Annotated in this window: 17 protein-coding genes; 8 read left to right on the top strand and 9 right to left on the bottom strand. The window is 71.8% G+C overall.

The features are described from left to right. The first annotated feature begins 297 nt into the window (after positions 1 to 297). Entirely contained in the window at positions 298 to 1,206 is a 909-nt protein-coding gene (locus BGO22_RS06110; protein ID WP_070398494.1) for a LysR family transcriptional regulator, read from the top strand. 12 nt (positions 1,207 to 1,218) lie between these two features. Here BGO22_RS06110 and BGO22_RS06105 read toward each other — a convergent pair whose 3' ends face one another. The 4 genes from BGO22_RS06105 to BGO22_RS06090 are packed head-to-tail and all read right to left on the bottom strand — an operon-like array spanning position 1,219 to position 6,192. Next, on the bottom strand, positions 1,219 to 1,962 hold the full coding sequence (locus BGO22_RS06105; RefSeq protein ID WP_070398493.1) for an IclR family transcriptional regulator: 744 nt from the start codon (positions 1,960 to 1,962) through the stop codon (positions 1,219 to 1,221). A 51-nt stretch (positions 1,963 to 2,013) separates the two neighbouring features. Next, a complete protein-coding gene (locus BGO22_RS06100) occupies positions 2,014 to 3,768 on the bottom strand; it encodes an FAD-dependent oxidoreductase (RefSeq protein ID WP_286849651.1) in 1,755 nt (584 codons plus the stop codon). Position 3,769: 1 nt separating this feature from the next. After that, positions 3,770 to 4,735 carry a Bug family tripartite tricarboxylate transporter substrate binding protein gene (locus BGO22_RS06095; protein WP_070398492.1) on the bottom strand — a complete coding sequence of 322 codons (966 nt, stop codon included), beginning with the start codon at positions 4,733 to 4,735 and terminating at the stop codon, positions 3,770 to 3,772. A 26-nt stretch (positions 4,736 to 4,761) separates the two neighbouring features. Next, positions 4,762 to 6,192, bottom strand: coding sequence for an FAD-dependent oxidoreductase (locus BGO22_RS06090; protein ID WP_175442815.1), 1,431 nt, complete (start codon positions 6,190 to 6,192; stop codon positions 4,762 to 4,764). A gap of 88 nt (positions 6,193 to 6,280) precedes the next feature. Between BGO22_RS06090 and BGO22_RS06085 the strand changes: the two genes are divergently transcribed. Then, on the top strand, positions 6,281 to 6,919 hold the full coding sequence (locus BGO22_RS06085; protein ID WP_286849649.1) for a lipocalin family protein: 639 nt from the start codon (positions 6,281 to 6,283) through the stop codon (positions 6,917 to 6,919). Here the strand turns inward: BGO22_RS06085 and BGO22_RS06080 are convergent. Beyond that, the gene (locus BGO22_RS06080; protein WP_070398489.1) at positions 6,916 to 7,494 is read right to left on the bottom strand and encodes a DUF2878 domain-containing protein; all 579 of its coding nucleotides are present in this window, start codon (positions 7,492 to 7,494) and stop codon (positions 6,916 to 6,918) included. The two genes, BGO22_RS06085 and BGO22_RS06080, sit on opposite strands and share 4 nt — an antisense overlap. 93 nt (positions 7,495 to 7,587) lie before the next feature. Between BGO22_RS06080 and BGO22_RS06075 the strand changes: the two genes are divergently transcribed. Both BGO22_RS06075 and BGO22_RS06070 read left to right on the top strand, forming a co-directional pair. Beyond that, positions 7,588 to 8,493 carry a class I SAM-dependent methyltransferase gene (locus BGO22_RS06075; RefSeq protein WP_070398488.1) on the top strand — a complete coding sequence of 302 codons (906 nt, stop codon included), beginning with the start codon at positions 7,588 to 7,590 and terminating at the stop codon, positions 8,491 to 8,493. A gap of 186 nt (positions 8,494 to 8,679) precedes the next feature. Continuing rightward, positions 8,680 to 9,123, top strand: a complete 444-nt coding sequence (locus BGO22_RS06070) for a hypothetical protein (RefSeq protein WP_070398487.1) — start codon at positions 8,680 to 8,682, stop codon at positions 9,121 to 9,123. A gap of 49 nt (positions 9,124 to 9,172) precedes the next feature. Here BGO22_RS06070 and BGO22_RS06065 read toward each other — a convergent pair whose 3' ends face one another. Both BGO22_RS06065 and BGO22_RS06060 read right to left on the bottom strand, forming a co-directional pair. After that, positions 9,173 to 10,168 (bottom strand): formylglycine-generating enzyme family protein, encoded by a 996-nt coding sequence (locus BGO22_RS06065; protein WP_070398486.1) that lies wholly within the window; start codon positions 10,166 to 10,168, stop codon positions 9,173 to 9,175. Positions 10,169 to 10,189: 21 nt separating this feature from the next. Continuing rightward, entirely contained in the window at positions 10,190 to 11,779 is a 1,590-nt protein-coding gene (locus tag BGO22_RS06060; protein WP_286849644.1) for an alkaline phosphatase family protein, read from the bottom strand. 26 nt (positions 11,780 to 11,805) lie between these two features. Between BGO22_RS06060 and mtlD the strand changes: the two genes are divergently transcribed. Beyond that, a complete protein-coding gene (mtlD, locus tag BGO22_RS06055) occupies positions 11,806 to 14,013 on the top strand; it encodes a bifunctional mannitol-1-phosphate dehydrogenase/phosphatase (protein WP_353744344.1) in 2,208 nt (735 codons plus the stop codon). A gap of 62 nt (positions 14,014 to 14,075) precedes the next feature. Here mtlD and BGO22_RS06050 read toward each other — a convergent pair whose 3' ends face one another. Together BGO22_RS06050 and BGO22_RS06045 are read right to left on the bottom strand one after the other, a co-directional pair. Next, positions 14,076 to 14,723, bottom strand: coding sequence for a YceI family protein (locus BGO22_RS06050; protein ID WP_070398483.1), 648 nt, complete (start codon positions 14,721 to 14,723; stop codon positions 14,076 to 14,078). Further along, positions 14,720 to 15,511 carry a CDP-alcohol phosphatidyltransferase family protein gene (locus BGO22_RS06045; protein WP_070398482.1) on the bottom strand — a complete coding sequence of 264 codons (792 nt, stop codon included), beginning with the start codon at positions 15,509 to 15,511 and terminating at the stop codon, positions 14,720 to 14,722. The genes BGO22_RS06050 and BGO22_RS06045 overlap by 4 nt, the downstream gene beginning before the upstream one ends. 112 nt (positions 15,512 to 15,623) lie before the next feature. Here BGO22_RS06045 and BGO22_RS06040 point away from each other — a divergent pair, with 112 nt between their 5' ends. The 3 genes from BGO22_RS06040 to BGO22_RS06030 form a co-directional block, all read left to right on the top strand. Next, positions 15,624 to 16,616 (top strand): zinc-dependent alcohol dehydrogenase, encoded by a 993-nt coding sequence (locus tag BGO22_RS06040; RefSeq protein WP_070398481.1) that lies wholly within the window; start codon positions 15,624 to 15,626, stop codon positions 16,614 to 16,616. Positions 16,617 to 16,637: 21 nt separating this feature from the next. Continuing rightward, positions 16,638 to 17,063 (top strand): 6-pyruvoyl trahydropterin synthase family protein, encoded by a 426-nt coding sequence (locus BGO22_RS06035; protein WP_070398480.1) that lies wholly within the window; start codon positions 16,638 to 16,640, stop codon positions 17,061 to 17,063. A 12-nt stretch (positions 17,064 to 17,075) separates the two neighbouring features. Then, the coding region (locus tag BGO22_RS06030; protein ID WP_286849640.1) for a glycosyltransferase at positions 17,076 to 17,805 on the top strand (730 nt) is incomplete at its 3' end.

Genomic DNA, 17,805 nt, shown 5'->3' with positions numbered 1-17,805 from the left:
AAGGTGCGCGCCGTGATGTCGGACGGGCCGCCGGGCGGCGAGCCCACCAGCAGGCGGACCGGCTTGCCTGGCCAGCTTTGCGCATGAACGGCGCCAGTGGCCAGGGCGAAGAGCCCGGCATGGGCGAGCGCGCGAAGCAGGCGGGAAAAAGTCATCGGTCTGTCTCCTGATGGGGGGTGGTTGGCGGCGCCCCGGGCGTGCCTCACCATGGCACGCCTCGATGGGGCCCGCGCGCAGCTTAGAGGGACCGATCGCATCCGTAAAATTGAAAATTGCTCGCCAAATATAAAAATTCCTATGGACCCAAGGCACCTGGTGCAGCTCGCCGCGATCCTGGAGAAGGGTTCCATCACCCAAGCCAGCCGCCACCTGCACCTGACCCAGCCCACGCTGACGCACAACATGCAGACGCTGGAGATGCAGGCCGGCGGGCGCTTGTTCGAGCGCAGCCGCTACGGGGTGCGCAGCACGCCGCTGGGCGAGATGCTGGCGCGCGAGGGCCGCGCCATTGCGCGCCGCCTGAAGGACGCGGCCGAGGTCACCGCCCGCCACCGGGGGGGCATCCGCCACCAGGTGCGGCTGGGCATCGGCCCGGTGATCGGCGCGGCGGTGATGGGCGAGCTGGCGCCGGTGCTGCTGCGGCAGTTCCCCGATCTGGCCCTGGCGCTGCAGAACGACCGGCCCCACCTGTTGTTGGAGCAGCTCATCGACGGCGGGCACGACTTCGTGATCGCGCCGTCCTGGCTGGAGCACCCGCCGCCGGGCATCGTGCGCCAGCTGCTGGCCGACGACGAGTTGGGCGTGTTCTGCGCGCGCCAGCACCCCCTGGCGGGAAAGGCCGAGCTGGGCGCCGAGGACGTGGACGACCGCGCCTGGATCAGCCTGGGCACGGCCTCGCCCTTCGATCAGGACGTGCGCGGCAAACTGGAGGCCGTGGGCGTGCAGCGCCTGCGCATCGAGATCACCGTGTTGGGCGACGCCGCCATGCTGCTGGACATGCTGGCCCAGGGCCAGCACCTGGCGGTGTTGCCGCGCTTCCCGCTGCGCCGCCTGGCGGCGCGCTTCGGCCTGGTGGAGCTGCCCCTGTCCGGCCCGCCCACGCCGCGCCCCATCTACCTGTGGTGCCGCGCCGGCCTGCTGGAGGACGCGGTGATGGGCGAGGTCTCGGAGTTGATCGTGGAGACCGTGCGGGCGTGGGCGCGGTGAGCGCGGCCCGCATCAGGCCGCCGACACCTGGGTGAAGATGCCGTGGGCCGCTTTTCGCAAAGTCACCAACAGGGCGTCCTTGCGGGCGTCGAATTCCATGGACGGAACCGCCAGCCCCAAGGAGGCGGTCATTCGCCAGTGGGCACTCAGGATCGGCACCGAGACGCCGACGATGCCGTTGGTGAACTCGTCCTTGGAATAGGCAACGCCTTCTTCGCGCGCCAACCGGATCTGGCGCCGCAACTCCTTGCTGGAGTGCAGTGACCGGCTGGTGATGGGCCGCAGTTGCACCCGCGCCAGATACGACTCCACGTCCTCGCTGGCCATGTGCGCCAGAAACAGCTTGCCGGACGAGCTGGCGTACAGCGGCGCACGCACCCCCTCGTGCATGGCGTACCCCTGGGCATCGGCGGCCGTCACCCCCAACACCCGCTCGACGATGTCGCCGCGCAGGATGTTCAGCCCACACGAGTACCGGGCCTCGAGCGCCAGCTTCTCCATGTGCGGTCGGGCCTGTGTCACCAGACGCTGGATGTGCAGCCCATGGCGGATCAGGTTCACCGCCGAGGCGCCCAGGCGGTAGGGGCCGTTGGGGCCGAGGGATTGAATGTAGTCGCGGCTTTGCAGCGTCCTCAGCAGTTGGCTCAGGCTGCTCTTGGGGATCGCCGCGCGCAATGCCAGCTCGGCGTGAGAAAGCGAGCGGTCTGAATTGGCCAGGATCTCCAGCAGGTCCAGGGTCCTGTTCGCCGACTTCACCGCACCGCTGCCTGTCGGGGAACTCGGCGGATGGCGCGGCACGGCAACTCCCTAACTGGCGGAAAACCCATTCTGCCCGATGGTGCTGGCCATGTGGTACGCCATCGCCATGTGCGGGCCATGGTTGATGCCTGGGCCAGGGTAGGCACCGCCCATCATGTTCACGCGGTCTGCCCCGACCACATACAGACCGTTGACGGCGCTGCCATCTTGCGCGAGCACTTGGCCCCTCAGGTCGGCCTGCAAGCCGTCAAAAGTGCTCAGGTCGCCCACCAGCAACTTCAGGCCAAAAAAGGGCGGGCGTTCTATGGGGGCGACGCAGGGATTGGGCTTCCAATCCGGGTCGCCCAGAAAGCGGTTGAAGGCGGTCGAACCCCGCCCGAACTGGGGGTCCCTGCCGGCCGCCGCCGCCCGGTTGAAATCCTCGACGGTCTTGCTCAGCTCGGAGGCGTCAACGCCGAGTTTCTCGCCCAGATCGAACAAGGTGTCGGCCATGCAAAGGTAGCCACTTCTCAGGTGCTGGCGAAACGGCAGCGGTGCCGGTTTGACGAAGCCCAGGCCATAGCGCGCCAGCGCACGGCTGTCACAGATGAGCCACATCGCGGCCTCGGAGCGGTCAGATGCCTCGCGCAGGGCGGCCGAGCACACGTCGTGGTAGGAGTTGGCCTCGTTGGTGAAGCGCCGGCCGCTGCGCAGCACCGCGATGACACCGGGCTTGTAGCGATCGAGCAAATGGGGAAAGACCGCGGGTCCAGAGCGCCCCCTGGGCACGAGGGACAGGGGCATCCAGGCGGCCGGCTGCGGCAACGGTGCCGCCAGGCATCCCCCGGCCGACAAGGCCAGGCGGATACCGTCTCCCGTGATGGATGGCGGGGTGGCGGACAGGGGCTTTCGATCGGCCAGCGCTGTCGGGAAGCGCGCGGCCGTGAGCGCCTGGTCGTGCGAAAACCCGCCGCAGGCCAGCACCACCCCGCACGGCGCCACCAGCCGAAAGGGCTGGCCCCGGAAGGTGCCCGACACGCCCTTGATGCCGTGCTCGTCCCGGATCAGGCCCGTTACCTCGGCGTGGGTGAGCACCGGGATCTTGAGGTCGATGGCCGCCGCCTTGAACAGCGCGGCAGCCAAGGCGTTGCCACCAGTGACATGCACCGCGCTGCCGTAGCGCAGCAGGTCGACACCATGCGACACCAGGCGTCTGGCGACATACAGGAACGAGGCGAACGATCGCGTGGCCTTGAAGAAATGCTTCAGGTCGGCGTTCGACGAGTTGAACATCATGCCCATGAAGGTGATGGTCTTCAGGGGCGGACGCAGGCGGCGGCGTTCGTGTCGCAGCCGCCGGGTATCGAACGGCGCGGCCACGAGGGCGCGTCCGATCAGGCTGGCTCCCGGCGCCTCGGGGTGGTAGTCGGGGTAGAGCGTCGAACAGAACCTCACATCGGTCTCGCGTTCGAGGAATTCGACCATTTCCGGCCCCTTCTCCAGGAACAGCTCCACCGAATCCGACGCATAACGATCGGCCATCTCGTGGCGAAGGTACTCGCGCACGGCCGCTGGCGAATCCTGCGGGTTCTGCTGGCGCCCCCTGGCCGTGAGCGGCACCCACAGCACACCGCCGGAAACCGCCGTGGTGCCGCCGACCAGGGCGTCCTTCTCCAGTACCACCACGCGCATGCCCCGGCGCTGGGCGACGATGGCCGCCGTCAGCCCCGCCGCGCCCGAGCCGACGACGACCAGATCGGCCTCGGGAAGGGCCATGTTGTCGTGGCGCCGGGCCCCGCCGGTGCCGTCACGCTGTGGCGACATGTCATTCCAGCCGGATGTTCTTTTCCCGGATGACCTGGCCCCACAGGGCCGTGTCCCTTTCGATGACCGCTTGGAACGCGTCGGCCGAACCGCCCACCGAGGTCGCGCCCAGCTCCACGGCGCGGGCCGAAAACCGGCGGTCCTGAACGATCTGGTTCAGCGCCTCATTCAAGCGCTGGACGATCGGCCCGGGCGTGCCGGCCTTGGCCACCACCCCGAACCAGGAGTAGAGGTCCAGCCCCGCAATGCCTTGTTCGGCGAATGTCGCCACGGCCGGAAACTGCGCCAGGCGGTCGGCGCTCGATACCGCCAGCGATTTCAGGCGGCCGCTGGCCAGCAAGCCCTTGGACGACATCAGAATGTCGAAGTAGACAGACACCTCGCCGCTCAGCACGGCGGCAAGGGCGGGCGCCGATCCCTTGTACGGCACGCTCACCATCGAGGTCCCCGTCTGGCGCTGGAATATCTCGCCGAACAAGTGCGGGCCGGTGCCACTGCCGGCGGTGGCGTAGTTGACCGCGCCAGGCCGCTCGTTGACCCATCGCACCAGGTCCTGGATGCCATTGCCCCGGAAGGAGTCGGCGACCACCGCCATGTACGGACTTTTCAAGGCCATGCCGATGCCGCGAAAGTCCTTCAACACGTCAAACGAAATGCGGGGGTACAGCCATTTGCCCGTGGTGATGGAATTCGACGCGAGCAACAGGGTATGCCCGTCGGCGGGCCGCGCCATCACGGCTTCCGCGCCGATGATCCCGCTGGCGCCGGGTTTGTTGTCCACGACCACCGGCTGACCGAGCGCCTCGGCCAGCCCCGTGGAAATCGCCCGGGCGGTGATATCCGCCGCACCGCCTGGCGAAAAGGGCACGATCATCGTGATCGGTTTGGACGGATAGGTCTGCGCCCGGCCGACGCCAGCGGCGGCGAGGGCGGTGGCTGATATCAACAATTCGCGTCGGCTGAGCATGGTGGTCTCCTGTGGGGTAGGCAAATTCATTGGCTGACGAATGTTTCGGTGGCGTCTTTGGCGCTGGCGAAGCCGCCGCGGGCGTGAATGACGCCGCGCACGGCGTCCGCGTTCGGGCTGGCACCGCTCGCCGCTTCCAGGGCGGCCATGACGCCCGCCGCTTCGCCCAATGCCATGGCCGTGGCCATATGCCGCGCGCCGCCATTGGCGTGCCGGGTCGCGGAAATCGCCCTGCCCGTGACCACCAGGCCGGACATCGACTCCGGCATGAGGCAACGCATGGGAATTTCGAATGGCCGAGCCGGCACATGAAGCGATATCCCGGTGCCTCCGGTTTCGTGGATATCCATCGGCCCGGCGCCCAGCGCGATCGAATCCGGGAAGTGCTTGAACGACAGGATGTCCTCTTGAGTGAGCGTGTAGCGGCCGGCCATCCGGCGCGTTTCGCGCACACCGATGTGCCCGGCGATGGCGGCCAGCGTCGCCCGCTGAAAACCCGCCACATGCTCTTTGAGAAACGACAGGATGGAGCCGATCTGCTGTCGCCCCTCGACTTCGGCGCGGCTGAGGTCGCCCGCCTGGGTCGCATCGATCCCGGAGACCCGACTCATCAGGCAAATGGCGTCCGTGTTGCCCGGGGTGCTGCAAAAGGACAGGCTTTCCCAGAAGATCCGTCCTTCGCGAATGCCTTGCAGGGCCAATTCCCGTTTGCGTGCGCGTGGAATGGCCCGAAAGCTGGCCACGTCGACATTCGACAGGCGAAACATCAACGTGCACGGCTGGACATCCGCGCCATCGGACAATTCGGAAGGGGCCATGGCCACGCCCGCGCCGAAGGCGACCGCGGCGTCGCCGGTGGCGTCAATCACCATGCGCGCGCGGATGGCGCTGCGCCCGGAAATGTCTTCGATGACCACGCCCGTGACGCGCCGATTCGCCACGATCGGGGCGACGACCCGGGTATGGAAACGCACATGCAACGGCGTCGATGCCGCAAGGGCATCGGCGGCGATTTTCAAGACCTCCGGATTGAACGCGAAATGAACGATGGGAATCGGATGTTCGCTGGCTTCCGCCATGAGGTATTGCTTGAATCCCTCGCTGCCATCGAGCGCCACCACCCGGTCGGCCAGCTCTTTGGCGATGCCGCCGACCACGCGGGTATCGCGGTTGTAGAAGCCGATCCACTGGGCCACCATGCCGTAGGTTGCGGTGCCGCCGAGGCAATTGGCGTGTTCAAGCAATAGCGTTCGTGCGCCCAGGCGGCTGGCCGATACCGCGGCGATCAATCCGGAGGCCCCGCCGCCGGCCACCACCACATCAAATTCGTCGGTATAGGGCGTTGCCAATACTTCGTTCAAAACCGGCCGTTGCATGGTTGTCGCTGCTCCAATGGCTTGCAATCGGTCCATGCTATGGGGGCCCTCGAAGGCCGGCCAGGCCTTGTTCACATCCATGAACAGTATTTGCCGAGGGGGCGGTGATCCGTGGGGCCGCGGGCTGCGTAAATCCGACGACGACCAGCCGAACGCCAGCCGAACCGCCATGGACCAAAACCCCTCCCATCCGCGATGGCGCCTGCGGGCCGCCCTCGCGTTCGCGGCCGCCGCACTGGCCGCCTGCGCCAGCCGCGGCGGCTCGTCCGCCGCGCGCCTGCCCACCATCCCGACCGCGGGCCAGGTCGACCTGGCCCGCTTCATGGGCGATTGGTACGTCATTGCGCATGTGCCCACCTGGCCCGAACGCGCGGCCTTCAACGCGGTGGAGTCCTATTCCCTGCGCGAGGACGGCAGGATCGCCACCCGGTTTCGCTTCCGCCATGGCGGCTTTGACGCACCGGTGAGCACCATGCACCCCGTGGGCACGGTGCGCCCCGGCACCGGCAACGCGGTGTGGGACATGCAGTTCCTGTGGCCGTTTCAGGCCGAATACGTCATCGCCGAGTTGTCCCCGGACGGGCAGCGCACGCTGATCGCCCGGTCCGATCGCGACTACGCCTGGTTGATGGCGCGCACGCCGCAGATCGCGCCGCAGGCCTACGAGCAGGCCATGGCCCGCCTGCAGGCGCTGGGCTACGACCTCCAGAAGGTGCGGCGCGTGCCGCAGCGCTGGCCTGAGTCGGGGCCCGATGCGGCGCCGCCGCAGCGCGCCAATGAAGGCCCAACCGGGGAAGTGGCGCGCTAAGGCGCGCAGGCCTTGCCGGCCGGCGGGGTGGCGCCTCCCACCCCGTCAAGCCGGCGCGCCCACAGGGTGAGCACCGGCAGCACCAGCGCCCACTGCAGCGACAGCAGAGCCATGGCGATCCCGGGCTCGAGCAATTGGGCCGCGCCCAGGCGCGCGCCCGACAGGAAGGCCAACGGCCCCGCCACGGCGCCCAGTGCGGCGGCCAGCAGGGGGCGGCCATGCAACCAACGCAGGGTCACATTGAGCGAGGTGGCGAAGACCGCCCAGAGCGCGGTCATCCAGAGGGGCGGCAGGGCGGCGCTCCACTGGCCGCTGGCATAGGCCAGCACGCCCTGGCGCAGCACCAGCGTGTCGGCGACGGCACCCAGCCCGGCGGCGAGCAGCATGAGCCGGGCCTCGGCGCGCGGCCGCGGGGCCCGTCGCAGGTGCCACAGCAGCACGGCCAGCGCGGGCAGGGTCCCCCACACGGGCAGGCCATGGGCCGCGCCGAGCACGGCGGCGAACCAGGCGAGCTGGGTCCACAGCACATTGCTCCATTGCCAGCGGCGGTCGGGCGTGGTCTGTGGGGCGGGCATGGCCCTTATACGGAGGAGGCCACGGCTTGGATGCCCCGGCCGGCGCCAGGCGCTGGCGCCGCGCTGCCGATGCCGGCCCCAGAATGCCGCCCCATGCAAGCCTTGCTCGACGCCATCGCGACGATGGCCTTTCCCCTGGGCGCCCAGCGCGTCTTCCATGGCCGGGGCGGTCTCTACCCCGGCTGCGAACACCTGGCGCTGGACGCCTTCCCGCCCGCCCTGTTGCTCACGTCGTTCCAACCCCTCGACGAGGCCGCGCTGGCCGCCGTGGGGGAGGCCCTGGCCGCGCGCTGGTGCGAGCTGACGGACGAACCCCTGAGCTGGGTGTACCAGTGCCGCGGCCACGGCGCCGCCACGCGCCTCATGGCCGGGGCACTGCCCGAGCCGCACGTGGTCACCGAGGCCGGCGCGCGCTACCTCGTGCACCTGCTGCGCGGCCAGAACCACGGCCTGTTCCTGGACATGGCCGAGGGCCGGCGCTGGGTGCGCGAGCGCGTGCAGCGCGGCGACCGCGTGCTGAACCTGTTCGCCTACAGCTGCGCCTTCTCGGTGGTCGCGCTGCAGGCCGGGGCCAGCGAGGTGGTCAACGTGGACATGGCCGCCGGCGCGCTGGCCACGGGCCGCGCCAACCACGAACTGAACGGCCTGCAGGCCGGCGCCCGCTTCCTGGCCCACGACATCTTCAGCTCCTGGGGCAAGCTCACGCGCGGCGGGCCGTACGACCTCGTCATCTGCGACCCGCCCAGTTTTCAGAAGGGCAGCTTCGTCGCCACCAAGGACTACGCCCGCCTGGCCCGGCGCCTGCCGGCGCTGCTGGCCCCGGGCGGGCAGGCGATGCTGTGCCTGAACGCGCCGGAACTGGGCGTGGCGTTCCTGCGCGAGGCGGTGGAGTCGAACGCGCCGGGGCTGGCGTTCGTGGAGCGCGTGGCCAACCCGGAGGCGTTCCAGGACGTGTCGGCTGAACGCAGCCTCAAGGTGCTGGCGTATCGGCGGGACTGAGTGGACGCCCGCCCAAGAACTGGTCCGCCACCCTCGGCCTGCCGCGCTCCCTGTTGGGTGAGGTGCCCGCCTGGCGGGTGCGGTAGCGGCGCGGCCGCCGCGGCCACGGGGGACCGGCGGCTCGACTAGGATGGCGGCCCTCGGCCAGAACCCGCGGGCCCCGTTCGGCCAGGCCCGGCGTCCCGCATGAACCAACTCACCACCCGCCAAACCACGGTCACGCTCGAAGACGGCTCGCGCCACGCGGCGCTGGAGCTGCTGATCGATGGCGAAAGCCTGATCGAGGCCGTGCGCCGGTACGAGCGGCCCATGGCCGAGGCCGAAGGGCACCCGGGCCTGGCCGCGGCCTACGTGTGGCCGGTGCCGCCTGCGCGGCAACTGGCCGCGCTGCGGCGAGGGGCCACCGACGCCGACGACAAGCGGGCCTTGCTCGAATGCGCCTGTGGCGAACCGGGTTGCTGGCCGCTGCTGGCCACCGTCACCCTGGGGTCCGCCCAGGTTATCTGGTCGGGTTTCGAGCAACCGCACCGGCGCGCGGACTCGGCCGCCGGGCACTGGGACTACGGCGGCTTCGGACCGTTCGTGTTCGAGAGAGCGGCGTACGACGCGGCGCTGCGGCCGGCGGTTTAGCTGGGGCCTTGGCCAAGCATGGGGGCTTGCCACGGCCCATGCCGCCCCATCACCGCCCCAGCTCCCTCACCAGGCGAATTCCCACCAGCGTGTACCGCGTCTGCACGGTGTTCCAGTTGCGGAATCCGCAGCGCGCGTACAGCGGCCAGGTGTGCCAGGAGCCGCCGCGCCGCACCTTGACGCTGCCATCGGCCGGGCCCTGGGGGTCCTCGGTGGGGGAGCGCGCGTAGTAGTCCTCGCCGTACCAGTCCGACACCCATTCCCACACGTTGCCGTGCAGGTCGTGCAGGCCGAAGGCGTTGGGGGCGTAGCGGCCCACGGGGGCGGTGAAGGCGTGGCCGTCGCGGCCGGGCAGGGCGCGGTCGCGCCAGGCGGGCCAGTTGGCGGCGGCGTCTTCGTCGAAGGTGTTGCCCACGCGGACCAGGCCCGCCGGGTCGTCACCGTGCTGGTAGCGGCCCGTGCCGCCGGCGCGGCAGGCGTATTCCCATTCGGCCTCGGTGGGCAGGCGGTAGGTCCGGCCTTCCTGTTGCGTCAGCCAGCGGGCCAGGGCGGTGGCGTCGTTCCACGTGACGTTGACCACGGGGTGGTCGTCGCCTTGCGCGAAACCCGGGTTCTGCCAGGAGTAGCGGGGCGAGCGGCCCTCGAAGGCGTCGCGCCGGGGGGTGGTGGCCGGGTCGTAGGCGGGGTTGTAGCCATAGCCGCCGGTGCCGTCGGCGATGGATTCGGGCACGTGGCCCGAGCGCTGGAGGAAGGCGCGGAACTGGCCCACCGTGACTTCGTGGCGGGCCATCTCGAAGGGCCGGGTGATGCGCACGCGGTGCACCGGCGCTTCGTCGGACAGGCCCTCGAAGCGGGACGGCTCCAGGCCAGGGTAGCTGGCCGCGAGCCTCGACGCCGGCTCGTCGCTGCCCATCGAGAACTCGCCCGCCGGCACCCGCACGAAGGCAATGCCCAGGGTGTCGGTGGCGGGTGGGGGCGCGGCGCAGGCGGCCAGCAGCAGCGGCAAGGCCAGCAGGGCCGGGGGGGATGAGCGTCGGAGCGGCATGGGCTTTGCGTTCGGGTGGATTCAGTGCGGCTCGGCCCGGCCGTCGAAGGCCAGCAGCAGCCAGCGCGTCAGATCGTGCATCGCCCCCAGCGCCGGCCCCTGTGGCTGCAGGCCGGGCGTGAAGCCCAGGGCCTGGAACCGCCCGGCCAGCGTGGCGTCGCTGGTGATGAGGTGCACCGGCACGTCCCACGGGGCGTCGCGCCCCGCCACGCCGCCGGGCGGCTGGTGGTCGCCGACGACGATCAGCACCAGTCCCTGGCCGGCCGTGCGCTCGAGGTGGCGCGCCAGCCATTGGAACTGGTAGCGCAGGCTGTCGGGATAGCCCGCGCGGCCCGATTGGCCCGAGGTGCCCGGGGGCGGGCCGCGCAGCGGATCGTCCAGCAGCGCCGGCAGCGGCTGGAAAGGCGCGTGCGTGCTCACCGTGGGGAACACCGCGAACACCGGCCGGCGCGTGGCGGGCGGTGCGCCCAGCTCCTGTTCGTGCAGCAGTGCCATGGCCACCTGGTCGGGGATGCGCCAGTAGCCGATGTCCGGGCCGCGGTAGCCCAGCTGGACGTCGTCGGCGAAGCGCTCGAAGCCGTAGAAGGCACCCTCGGGCCAGGCGCGCTTGATGCCGGGCATCCAGCCCACCGTTCGGTAGCCGTGCCGCGCAAAGAGGCTCACCAGCGTGGGCCGTTGGCTGGCCATCAGCAGGTTGTGAAGCGCCGGGTCGGTGATGGCGAGGCCCGACAGCAGGCTGGCGTGCGACAGCCACGAGGCGCCGCCGAAGGTGGCCGCGCGCACGCGGGCCGACAGCACGCGCCGCCCGCTGGCGTCGATGGCGGCCTGCAGCCGCTCGCGCGCCGGCGCCAGCGCGCCCGACAGGGCCGCGTCGTCCAGCGCGACGGCGCCGTAGGACTCCGCGAACAGCAGCAGCACGTCGGCCGCGCGCGCCCCGTCCGCGCCGCGCAGCGATTGCAGGTCGGTGTCGAAGGCCGGACCGGCGCCCAGCGCGGCCTCGCCGCGCCCCGGCCCCAGCACCTGGGCGAACAGCGTGGCCTGGTTCCACAGCGTGGGCGCGAGCGGCAGCGAGAAGAACCAGCGCGTGTCGCGCTGGCCGGGCACGTAGGCGGCGAAGCACAGGCCCAGCGCGGCGGCCGACAACAGGCTGCCGCGCCGCAGCGCCGGCCAGGCGGCCAGTGCCTGAGACAGCGCGTCGATGGCCCAGCGCGCCAGCGCCAGCAGCAGGGCCGCGCCCAGCGGCAAGGCCAGCGCCGCGAGGGCCACCTGCCACGCCGGCCAGGACCGCGCCGCCAGCGCCACCAGGTCGAGCGCATAGCGGCCGTCCCAGTAGAGGTTGACCGGGCGACCCATCATGGCGGGCGCGGTCACGTCGGCGTAGCGTGCCGCCGCCAGCGCCACGGCGCCCAGCGCCAGCCCCGTGGCCGCGCGCGCCGAGGGGGCGCCACGCCAGGCCACCCAGGCCGCCAGCAGCGCCAGGCCCAGGCAGAGCTCGAAGGACAGGCGCGGCATGAAACGCACGCCCAGGCCGGGCCACCGGTTTTCGAAGGTCAGCAGGGTGTTGAGCAGCACAAACGCCAGCGCGGCGCGGCCCGCGGTAACGGCCGTCATGGGGGCGCCTTCCCGCTTGCTTCACAATGGCCGGTTTTTTTTCCCGCCACAAGACCGCAGAAAGGACCTGGATGCTTCAATTCAAGAACAAGACGATCGATACCGCCATTTTCGATATGGATGGGACCATGTTCGACACAGAGCGACTGAGGTTCCGTACCCTGTCGCAGGCCGCCGAAGAACTGTTCGGCAAGCCTTTCACCGAGGATGTGCTCATGGGCTCGCTGGGCCTGAGCGCCACCAAGGCTGAAGAACTTGCCAAACAGCACTATGGAGCGGCCTTCCCGTACGCCGACATCCGCCGCCGCGCCGACGAGTTGGAGCTGCAGCATGTGCGCACGCACGGGGTGCCGGTCAAGCCCGGGCTGCTGCCGGTGCTGGAGCGCCTGCGCAAGTCGGGGCTGAAGATGGCGGTGGCCACCTCCAGCCGGCGCGCCATCGCCGAGGAATACCTCATCAACGCGAACATCTTCAAGTACTTCGACCTCTGCGTCTGCGGCGACGAGGTGAAGCAGGGCAAGCCGCACCCGGAGATCTTCCTGCGCGCCGCCGAGGCCCTGAACAGCCAGCCCGAGCGTTGCCTGATGTTCGAGGACTCCGAGAACGGCCTGCGTTCCGCGGCCGACGCCGGCGGCCTGGCCATCCTGGTCGAGGACATCAAGCCGCCGCGGCCGGCGGTGGCCGAGCGTGCCTTCGCGCGCTACGCCAGCCTGCGCGGCTTCCTGCAGGAGCTGGCGGCCTGCACGCCCCGGCTGCCCATGCCGGCCCTCACCGAGCCCTTCCCTCAGGCGGTCAACCAGCTCAAGGCCGGCATCCATGGCTTCGGCGCCATGGGCGGCGGCTATCTGGCGCAGGTGTTCTCGCACTGGGACGGCTACACCCGGCCGGGCGAGATCATCGCCTCCACCGGCAACGCGCTGCTGCGCGACGCCGTCAACGCCTTCGGCAAGTACAGCGTGCGCTACGGCAGCCTGGCCTTTGACCAGACCATCCAGCGCATGCGCCTGGTGGACGCGGCCGACGACGCGGCCGTCGCCGGCATGTACCGCGACTGCGAGATCGTGGCCCTGTGCCTGCCCGAGCAGGCCATGGTGGCCCAGGCCCCGGTGATCGCCCGGGGCCTGGCCGAGCGCTTCGCTGCGCACGGCCGCTCGCTGACGGTGCTGGTGGTGCTCAACAAGGTGGGCGGTGCGCGCTTCGTGCAGGCGCAGGTGGCCAGCGCCCTGCGCGAGCGGCTGCCGGCGCGCCAGGCCGAGCAGGCGCTGGAACGCACGCACTTCTGTGAGACGGTGGTCACGCGCATCGTCTCCAAGCTGTCCGAGGAGGCGCTGCTGCGCCAGCTGCGCATCAAGCACGACCTGTACGAGAAGAACGTCGCCGCCGTGCGCGAGGCTGCGCTGGAGACGGCGGCGCCGGACTACGGCATCGGCGACGACCAGGCCGAGGCGATCTCGCCCATCGTCAGCACCCTGCGCGACGCTGGCGCCCCGGCCAGCGCCCTGGCGCCGCTGCACCTGATCCTGTTCAACAGCGAGACCGACATGCCGCTGTACGCGCAGCGGGGCGGCGAGCTGCTGGAGCACCTGCGCCAGATCGACACCGTGGACGACATCGGCGAGGTCCAGGCGCTCAAGAACCGGCTGTGGAACGGCACGCACGCCATCATTGCCTGGTACGCGGCCTTGCTGGGCTACCCCACCATCGGTCACGCCATGGGCGATGTGCGCGTGCAGGCCCTGATGGACCATCTGCTGGACGTGGAACTCGCCCCCGCGCTCAGGGCCCGGTTCCCGGCGCTGGGGCCGCACCTGTCGGAATTCGTGCACACCTTCCGCCGCCGCTGCGCCCATGCCTTCAAGGACCCCTGCGCTCGCGTGGGCCGCGACCCGCTGCGCAAGCTGCAGCGCGATGAGCGAGTCTTCGGCAGCCTGGCGATGGCGCAGGCCCACGGCGTGCCTGCCTCGGGCCTGGCCTTCGGCGCGGCGCTGGCCGTGTGGTACGCGCTGCACCACCCCAATGCCCTGGAGGACGGCGAGTGCCGCACGATCCGCGAGATCCACGCGCGGGAGGGCTCGCTGCGCGGGGTGCTGTGCTGGCGGGGGGACTACCACGGCCAGGCCTTCGCCGGGCTGGACGCCGGCCGCGACGCGGCCCTGCTGGACGCCGTGCAGGCGCACTTCGACCGCCTGCTGGCCGACGGCGAGGCCTACCTCTCGGCGCCCGCCCTGGCGTGATCGCCCGGCGCGCGTGAACGCCCGACCGGCCGGTGGCGCGCGCCGCCGACCGGGCCGGGCCTTCACTGCCGCACCGCCTCGAACTCGATGATAAGCGGCACCTCGTCGCCCACCCAGCCGTTGGCCACCGCGTAGTTCATGCCGTAGGCGCTGCGCTTGAAACTGCCGCGCGCCGATACGCCCATGGTGTAGGGCTTGCGGCCCGGCCCGCCCAGAGGCGACTCGGCGCTCTTGTTCCAAGTGGCCTGCAGGGTGAGCGGCAGGGCCTTGCCCAGCAGCTCCAGCTGGCCGGCGACCTCGAACTGGCGCTCGCCGGTGCGCTTGGCGCCGCTGGCGGTAAAGACCATGCGCGGGAATTCGCCGCTGTTGAGGAAGTCCGGGCCCTTGAGGTGTTCGTCGCGCTTGCGCTGATTGGTGAAGACGCTGGCGGTCTCCACCTCGATGCGCACGTCCGTCAGCGTGCCGCTGGCCTCGTCGAAGCGGTAGCTGCCGCGCGCGGAGCGGAACAGGCCCAGCACCTTGGCATAGCCGATGTGCTCGACCAGGAAGGCGATGGTGATGTGGTCGGGGTCGAGCTCGTAGCGCGCGGCCTGGGCCATCGCGGCCGTGGGAGGGAGCAGCAGCGCGGCGGCCAGGGCGGCGCCGGCGGCCAGCAGGCGGCGGCGCGGGTGGGGGGGCAGGGGGGCGAAGGGGGCGGGGACGGTGTTCATGCGCGGGTCTCCGGGGCGGCGGCGCGCTGGCGCGCCAGGTAGACGATGTCGGTGCCGAACGAGGCGCCGAGCAGCAGCAGCGCCCCCGCCGCCAGGGCCGAGGCCAGCGGCGCCGGCACGCTGGGCCCCAGGCAGACGATGAGCGCGGTGATCTGCGCCACGCACACCGCCTGGCGGCGCACGCTGGGCGGCAGCGGGCCGCCCAGCCAGGGCCAGCACGCGGCGGCGGCCACGAAGGCATAGCGCATCAGGCCTGAGGCCAGCACCCAGGGCCCCGCCTGGCCGGCCTGCCAGACCAGGGCGCTGAGCGCCAGCAGGAAGGCCGCGTCGGTCTCCATGTCGAAGCGCGCGCCGAAGGGGCTGGCCAGGCCCTGGCGGCGGGCGAGGGTGCCGTCCAACGCGTCCAGCAGCGCGACCACCGTCGCCCAGGCGATCAGCGCCCAGCCACCCCCGGGCTGGGCCGAGGGCGGCGCGGCGGGCACGGCCTCGCCCAGCAGCGCGGCCACCAGCGCCATGCCGGCCAGGCGGCCCAGCGTGACGCGGTTGGCCGCGCCGAAGCGGCGGTGCGGGTGGCCACCCAGGGCCAGGCCGCGCCACACCAGCGCGGCGCCCAGGGCGTAGGCCAGCAGGGCCTTGAGCGGGTAGTCCAGGCCCAGTCCACCCCACAGGCCGATGCCGCCGGCCGCCAGCAGCAGCGCCAGCCCCGCGCCGGCCAGGGCGCGGGCGGCCTGCAGCCGCAGGGCCGGGTCCAGGGCCGGCGGGGCGAGGGTCGCGGCGGCGGGGTGCATGGCGTTGGCGCGAGGGGGCCTCTAAGATGAACGGCGAACCCTGAGGTTCCTCGTCTTGGCGCCTGGGCGCAAGCCCTGCTGTCCGGTCCGACCCACGCCACCGCCCACCACCTTGACCGCCGCCACCACCACCGCCACGGCCCAGGCCTGCTGGATCACCGGGCCCTTGCGCGCCGAGATCCGCGCGGAAACCCTGCCCCCCTTGCGCGAAGGCGAGGTGCGCGTGCGCGCCCTGCACAGCGGCGTGAGCCGGGGCACCGAGACCCTGGTGTTCCGCGGCGAGGTGCCCGCCAGCGAGGCCCGGCGCATGCGCGCGCCATTCCAGGCCGGTGAGTTTCCGGCGCCGGTGAAGTACGGCTACGTGAGCGTGGGCGTGGTCGAGGCCGGCCCGGCGCACCTGCGGGGCCGCGCCGTGTTCTGCCTGCACCCGCACCAGACCCTCTACCAGGTGCCCGCCGACGCCGTGGCGCCGCTGCCCGAGGGGGTGCCGCCCGCGCGCGCGGTGCTCGCGGCCAACCTGGAGACCGCCATCAACGCCCTGTGGGACGCCGCGCCGCGCCTGGGCGAGCGCATCAGCGTGGTGGGCAGCGGCACCCTCGGCCTGCTGGTGGCCTGGCTGGCGGCGCGCCTGCCGGGCTGCGAGGTGCAGGTGGTGGACACCGCGCCCGCGCGCGCCGAGGTGGCGCGCGCGCTCGGCGCCGGCTTCGCCCTGCCCGGGGCCGCGCGGCCCGAGGCCGATCTGGTCATCCACGCCAGTGGCCAGCCCGACGGCCTGTCCACCGCCCTGGGCCTGGCCGGTTTCGAGGCCACGGTGCTGGAGCTGAGCTGGTACGGCACCCGCGCGGTGCCGTTGCCGTTGGGCCAGGGGTTTCACGCGCAGCGGCTCACGCTGCGCAGCTCCCAGGTGGGGCAGGTGGCCACCGCGCAGCGCGCGCGCTGGACCCACGCGCGCCGGCTGGGGCTGGCGCTGTCCCTGCTGAAGGACCCGGTGCTGGACCGGCTCGTCACCCACCACGCGCGCTTCGACGAGCTTCCCCAGGTGCTGGCGCGCCTGGCCGGCGGCGACAGCGAGACCCTGTGCCAGCGCATCGACTACCCCGACTGACCCCCACCCCGATCCCACCGCATGTTCACGCTCACCGTCCGAGACCACTTCATGATCGCGCACAGCTTCCGCGGCGCGGTCTTCGGCCCCGCGCAGGCCTTGCACGGCGCCACCTACGTGGTGGACCTGGCCTTGCGCCGCCCGGCGCTGGACCCGGACGGCCTGGTGGTCGACATCGGCCTGGCCACGCAGCTGCTGCGCGAAGAGCTGGCGCGGCTGAACTTCCGCAACCTCGACGAGGCGCCCGAGTTCGCCGGCCGCAACACCACCACCGAGTTCCTGGCGCACGCCCTGTTCGAGCGCCTGGCGGCGCGCATCGCCGCCGGCGCGCTGGGCCCGCACGCGGTGCCGGGCGGCGCCACGGGCGGGCTGGCGGCGATGCGCGTGACGCTGAACGAATCGCATGTGGCCTCGGCTTCGTACGAGGCGGCGCTGCCCGCCGCCTGAGGGCCCCCACGCATGCCCGCCGCGCGCCACTGCCGGCTGCTGATCCCGGGCGACTGGCGCACGCTCACCGGCGGCTACCGGTACGACCGGCGGCTGGTCGAGTCGCTGCGCGCGCGCGGCGCCTCGGTGGAATGGCTGCGCCTGGACGGCGCCTGGCCCCGGCCCGACGAAGCCAGCCTGGCCGAGGCGCGCCGCGCCATCGCCGCGCTGCCCGATGGCGAGTGCGTGGTGGCCGACGGCCTGGCCTTCGGCGCACTGGGCGAGGTGGTGGCGCCGCACGCGCGGCGGCTGCGCTGGCTGGCGCTGGTGCACCACCCGCTGCACCTGGAAACCGGGCTGGACGCGGCCGCCGCCCAGGCGCTGCGCGAGCGCGAAAGCGCGGCCCTGCGGCACGCGCGCTGGGTGGTGGCGGTGAGCGGGCAGACCGCGCGGGACGTGGCCGAGCTGGGTGTGCCGCCGGACCGCATCACGGTGGTGGAACCGGGCAACGATGCGGTGGCGGCGCCGGGCTTCACCGCGGCCGGCGCGGGTGCGCCGGGCCGTGCCGGCCCGGAGGGCGGCGGCGTGCAGCTGCTCTGCGTTGCCACGCTCACCCCGCGCAAGGCGCATGCCGTGCTGCTGGACGCGCTGTCCGGCCTGCTGGCGCTCGACTGGACGCTGCACTGCGTGGGCAGCGCCGCGCGCGACCCGGCGCTGGCCGCCGCGCTGCACGCGCGCACCGCGGGCGGCCCGCTGGCGCAGC

The sequence above is a fragment of the Hydrogenophaga sp. 70-12 genome (assembly GCF_001897365.1).
GTDB classification, from domain to species: Bacteria; Pseudomonadota; Gammaproteobacteria; order Burkholderiales; family Burkholderiaceae_C; genus Hydrogenophaga; species Hydrogenophaga borbori.
Note: the sequence above shows the minus strand (reverse complement) of the source record. Positions and strands in the feature narration are given on the sequence as shown.

Bases quoted from the DNA above. Each gene is read 5' to 3' on its own strand.
- BGO22_RS06070 (WP_070398487.1), top strand. From the start codon at position 8,680: ATGAACCAACTCACCACCCGCCAAACCACGGTCACGCTCGAAGACGGC.
- mtlD (WP_353744344.1), top strand. From the start codon at position 11,806: ATGGCCGGTTTTTTTTCCCGCCACAAGACCGCAGAAAGGACCTGGATG.
- BGO22_RS06035 (WP_070398480.1), top strand. From the start codon at position 16,638: ATGTTCACGCTCACCGTCCGAGACCACTTCATGATCGCGCACAGCTTC.
- BGO22_RS06060 (WP_286849644.1), bottom strand. From the start codon at position 11,779: ATGACGGCCGTTACCGCGGGCCGCGCCGCGCTGGCGTTTGTGCTGCTC.
- BGO22_RS06080 (WP_070398489.1), bottom strand. From the start codon at position 7,494: ATGCCCGCCCCACAGACCACGCCCGACCGCCGCTGGCAATGGAGCAAT.
- BGO22_RS06095 (WP_070398492.1), bottom strand. From the start codon at position 4,735: ATGCTCAGCCGACGCGAATTGTTGATATCAGCCACCGCCCTCGCCGCC.
- BGO22_RS06045 (WP_070398482.1), bottom strand. From the start codon at position 15,511: ATGCACCCCGCCGCCGCGACCCTCGCCCCGCCGGCCCTGGACCCGGCC.
- BGO22_RS06110 (WP_070398494.1), top strand. From the start codon at position 298: ATGGACCCAAGGCACCTGGTGCAGCTCGCCGCGATCCTGGAGAAGGGT.
- BGO22_RS06090 (WP_175442815.1), bottom strand. From the start codon at position 6,192: ATGGATGTGAACAAGGCCTGGCCGGCCTTCGAGGGCCCCCATAGCATG.
- BGO22_RS06065 (WP_070398486.1), bottom strand. From the start codon at position 10,168: ATGCCGCTCCGACGCTCATCCCCCCCGGCCCTGCTGGCCTTGCCGCTG.
- BGO22_RS06075 (WP_070398488.1), top strand. From the start codon at position 7,588: ATGCAAGCCTTGCTCGACGCCATCGCGACGATGGCCTTTCCCCTGGGC.
- BGO22_RS06050 (WP_070398483.1), bottom strand. From the start codon at position 14,723: ATGAACACCGTCCCCGCCCCCTTCGCCCCCCTGCCCCCCCACCCGCGC.
- BGO22_RS06100 (WP_286849651.1), bottom strand. From the start codon at position 3,768: ATGTCGCCACAGCGTGACGGCACCGGCGGGGCCCGGCGCCACGACAAC.
- BGO22_RS06085 (WP_286849649.1), top strand. From the start codon at position 6,281: ATGGACCAAAACCCCTCCCATCCGCGATGGCGCCTGCGGGCCGCCCTC.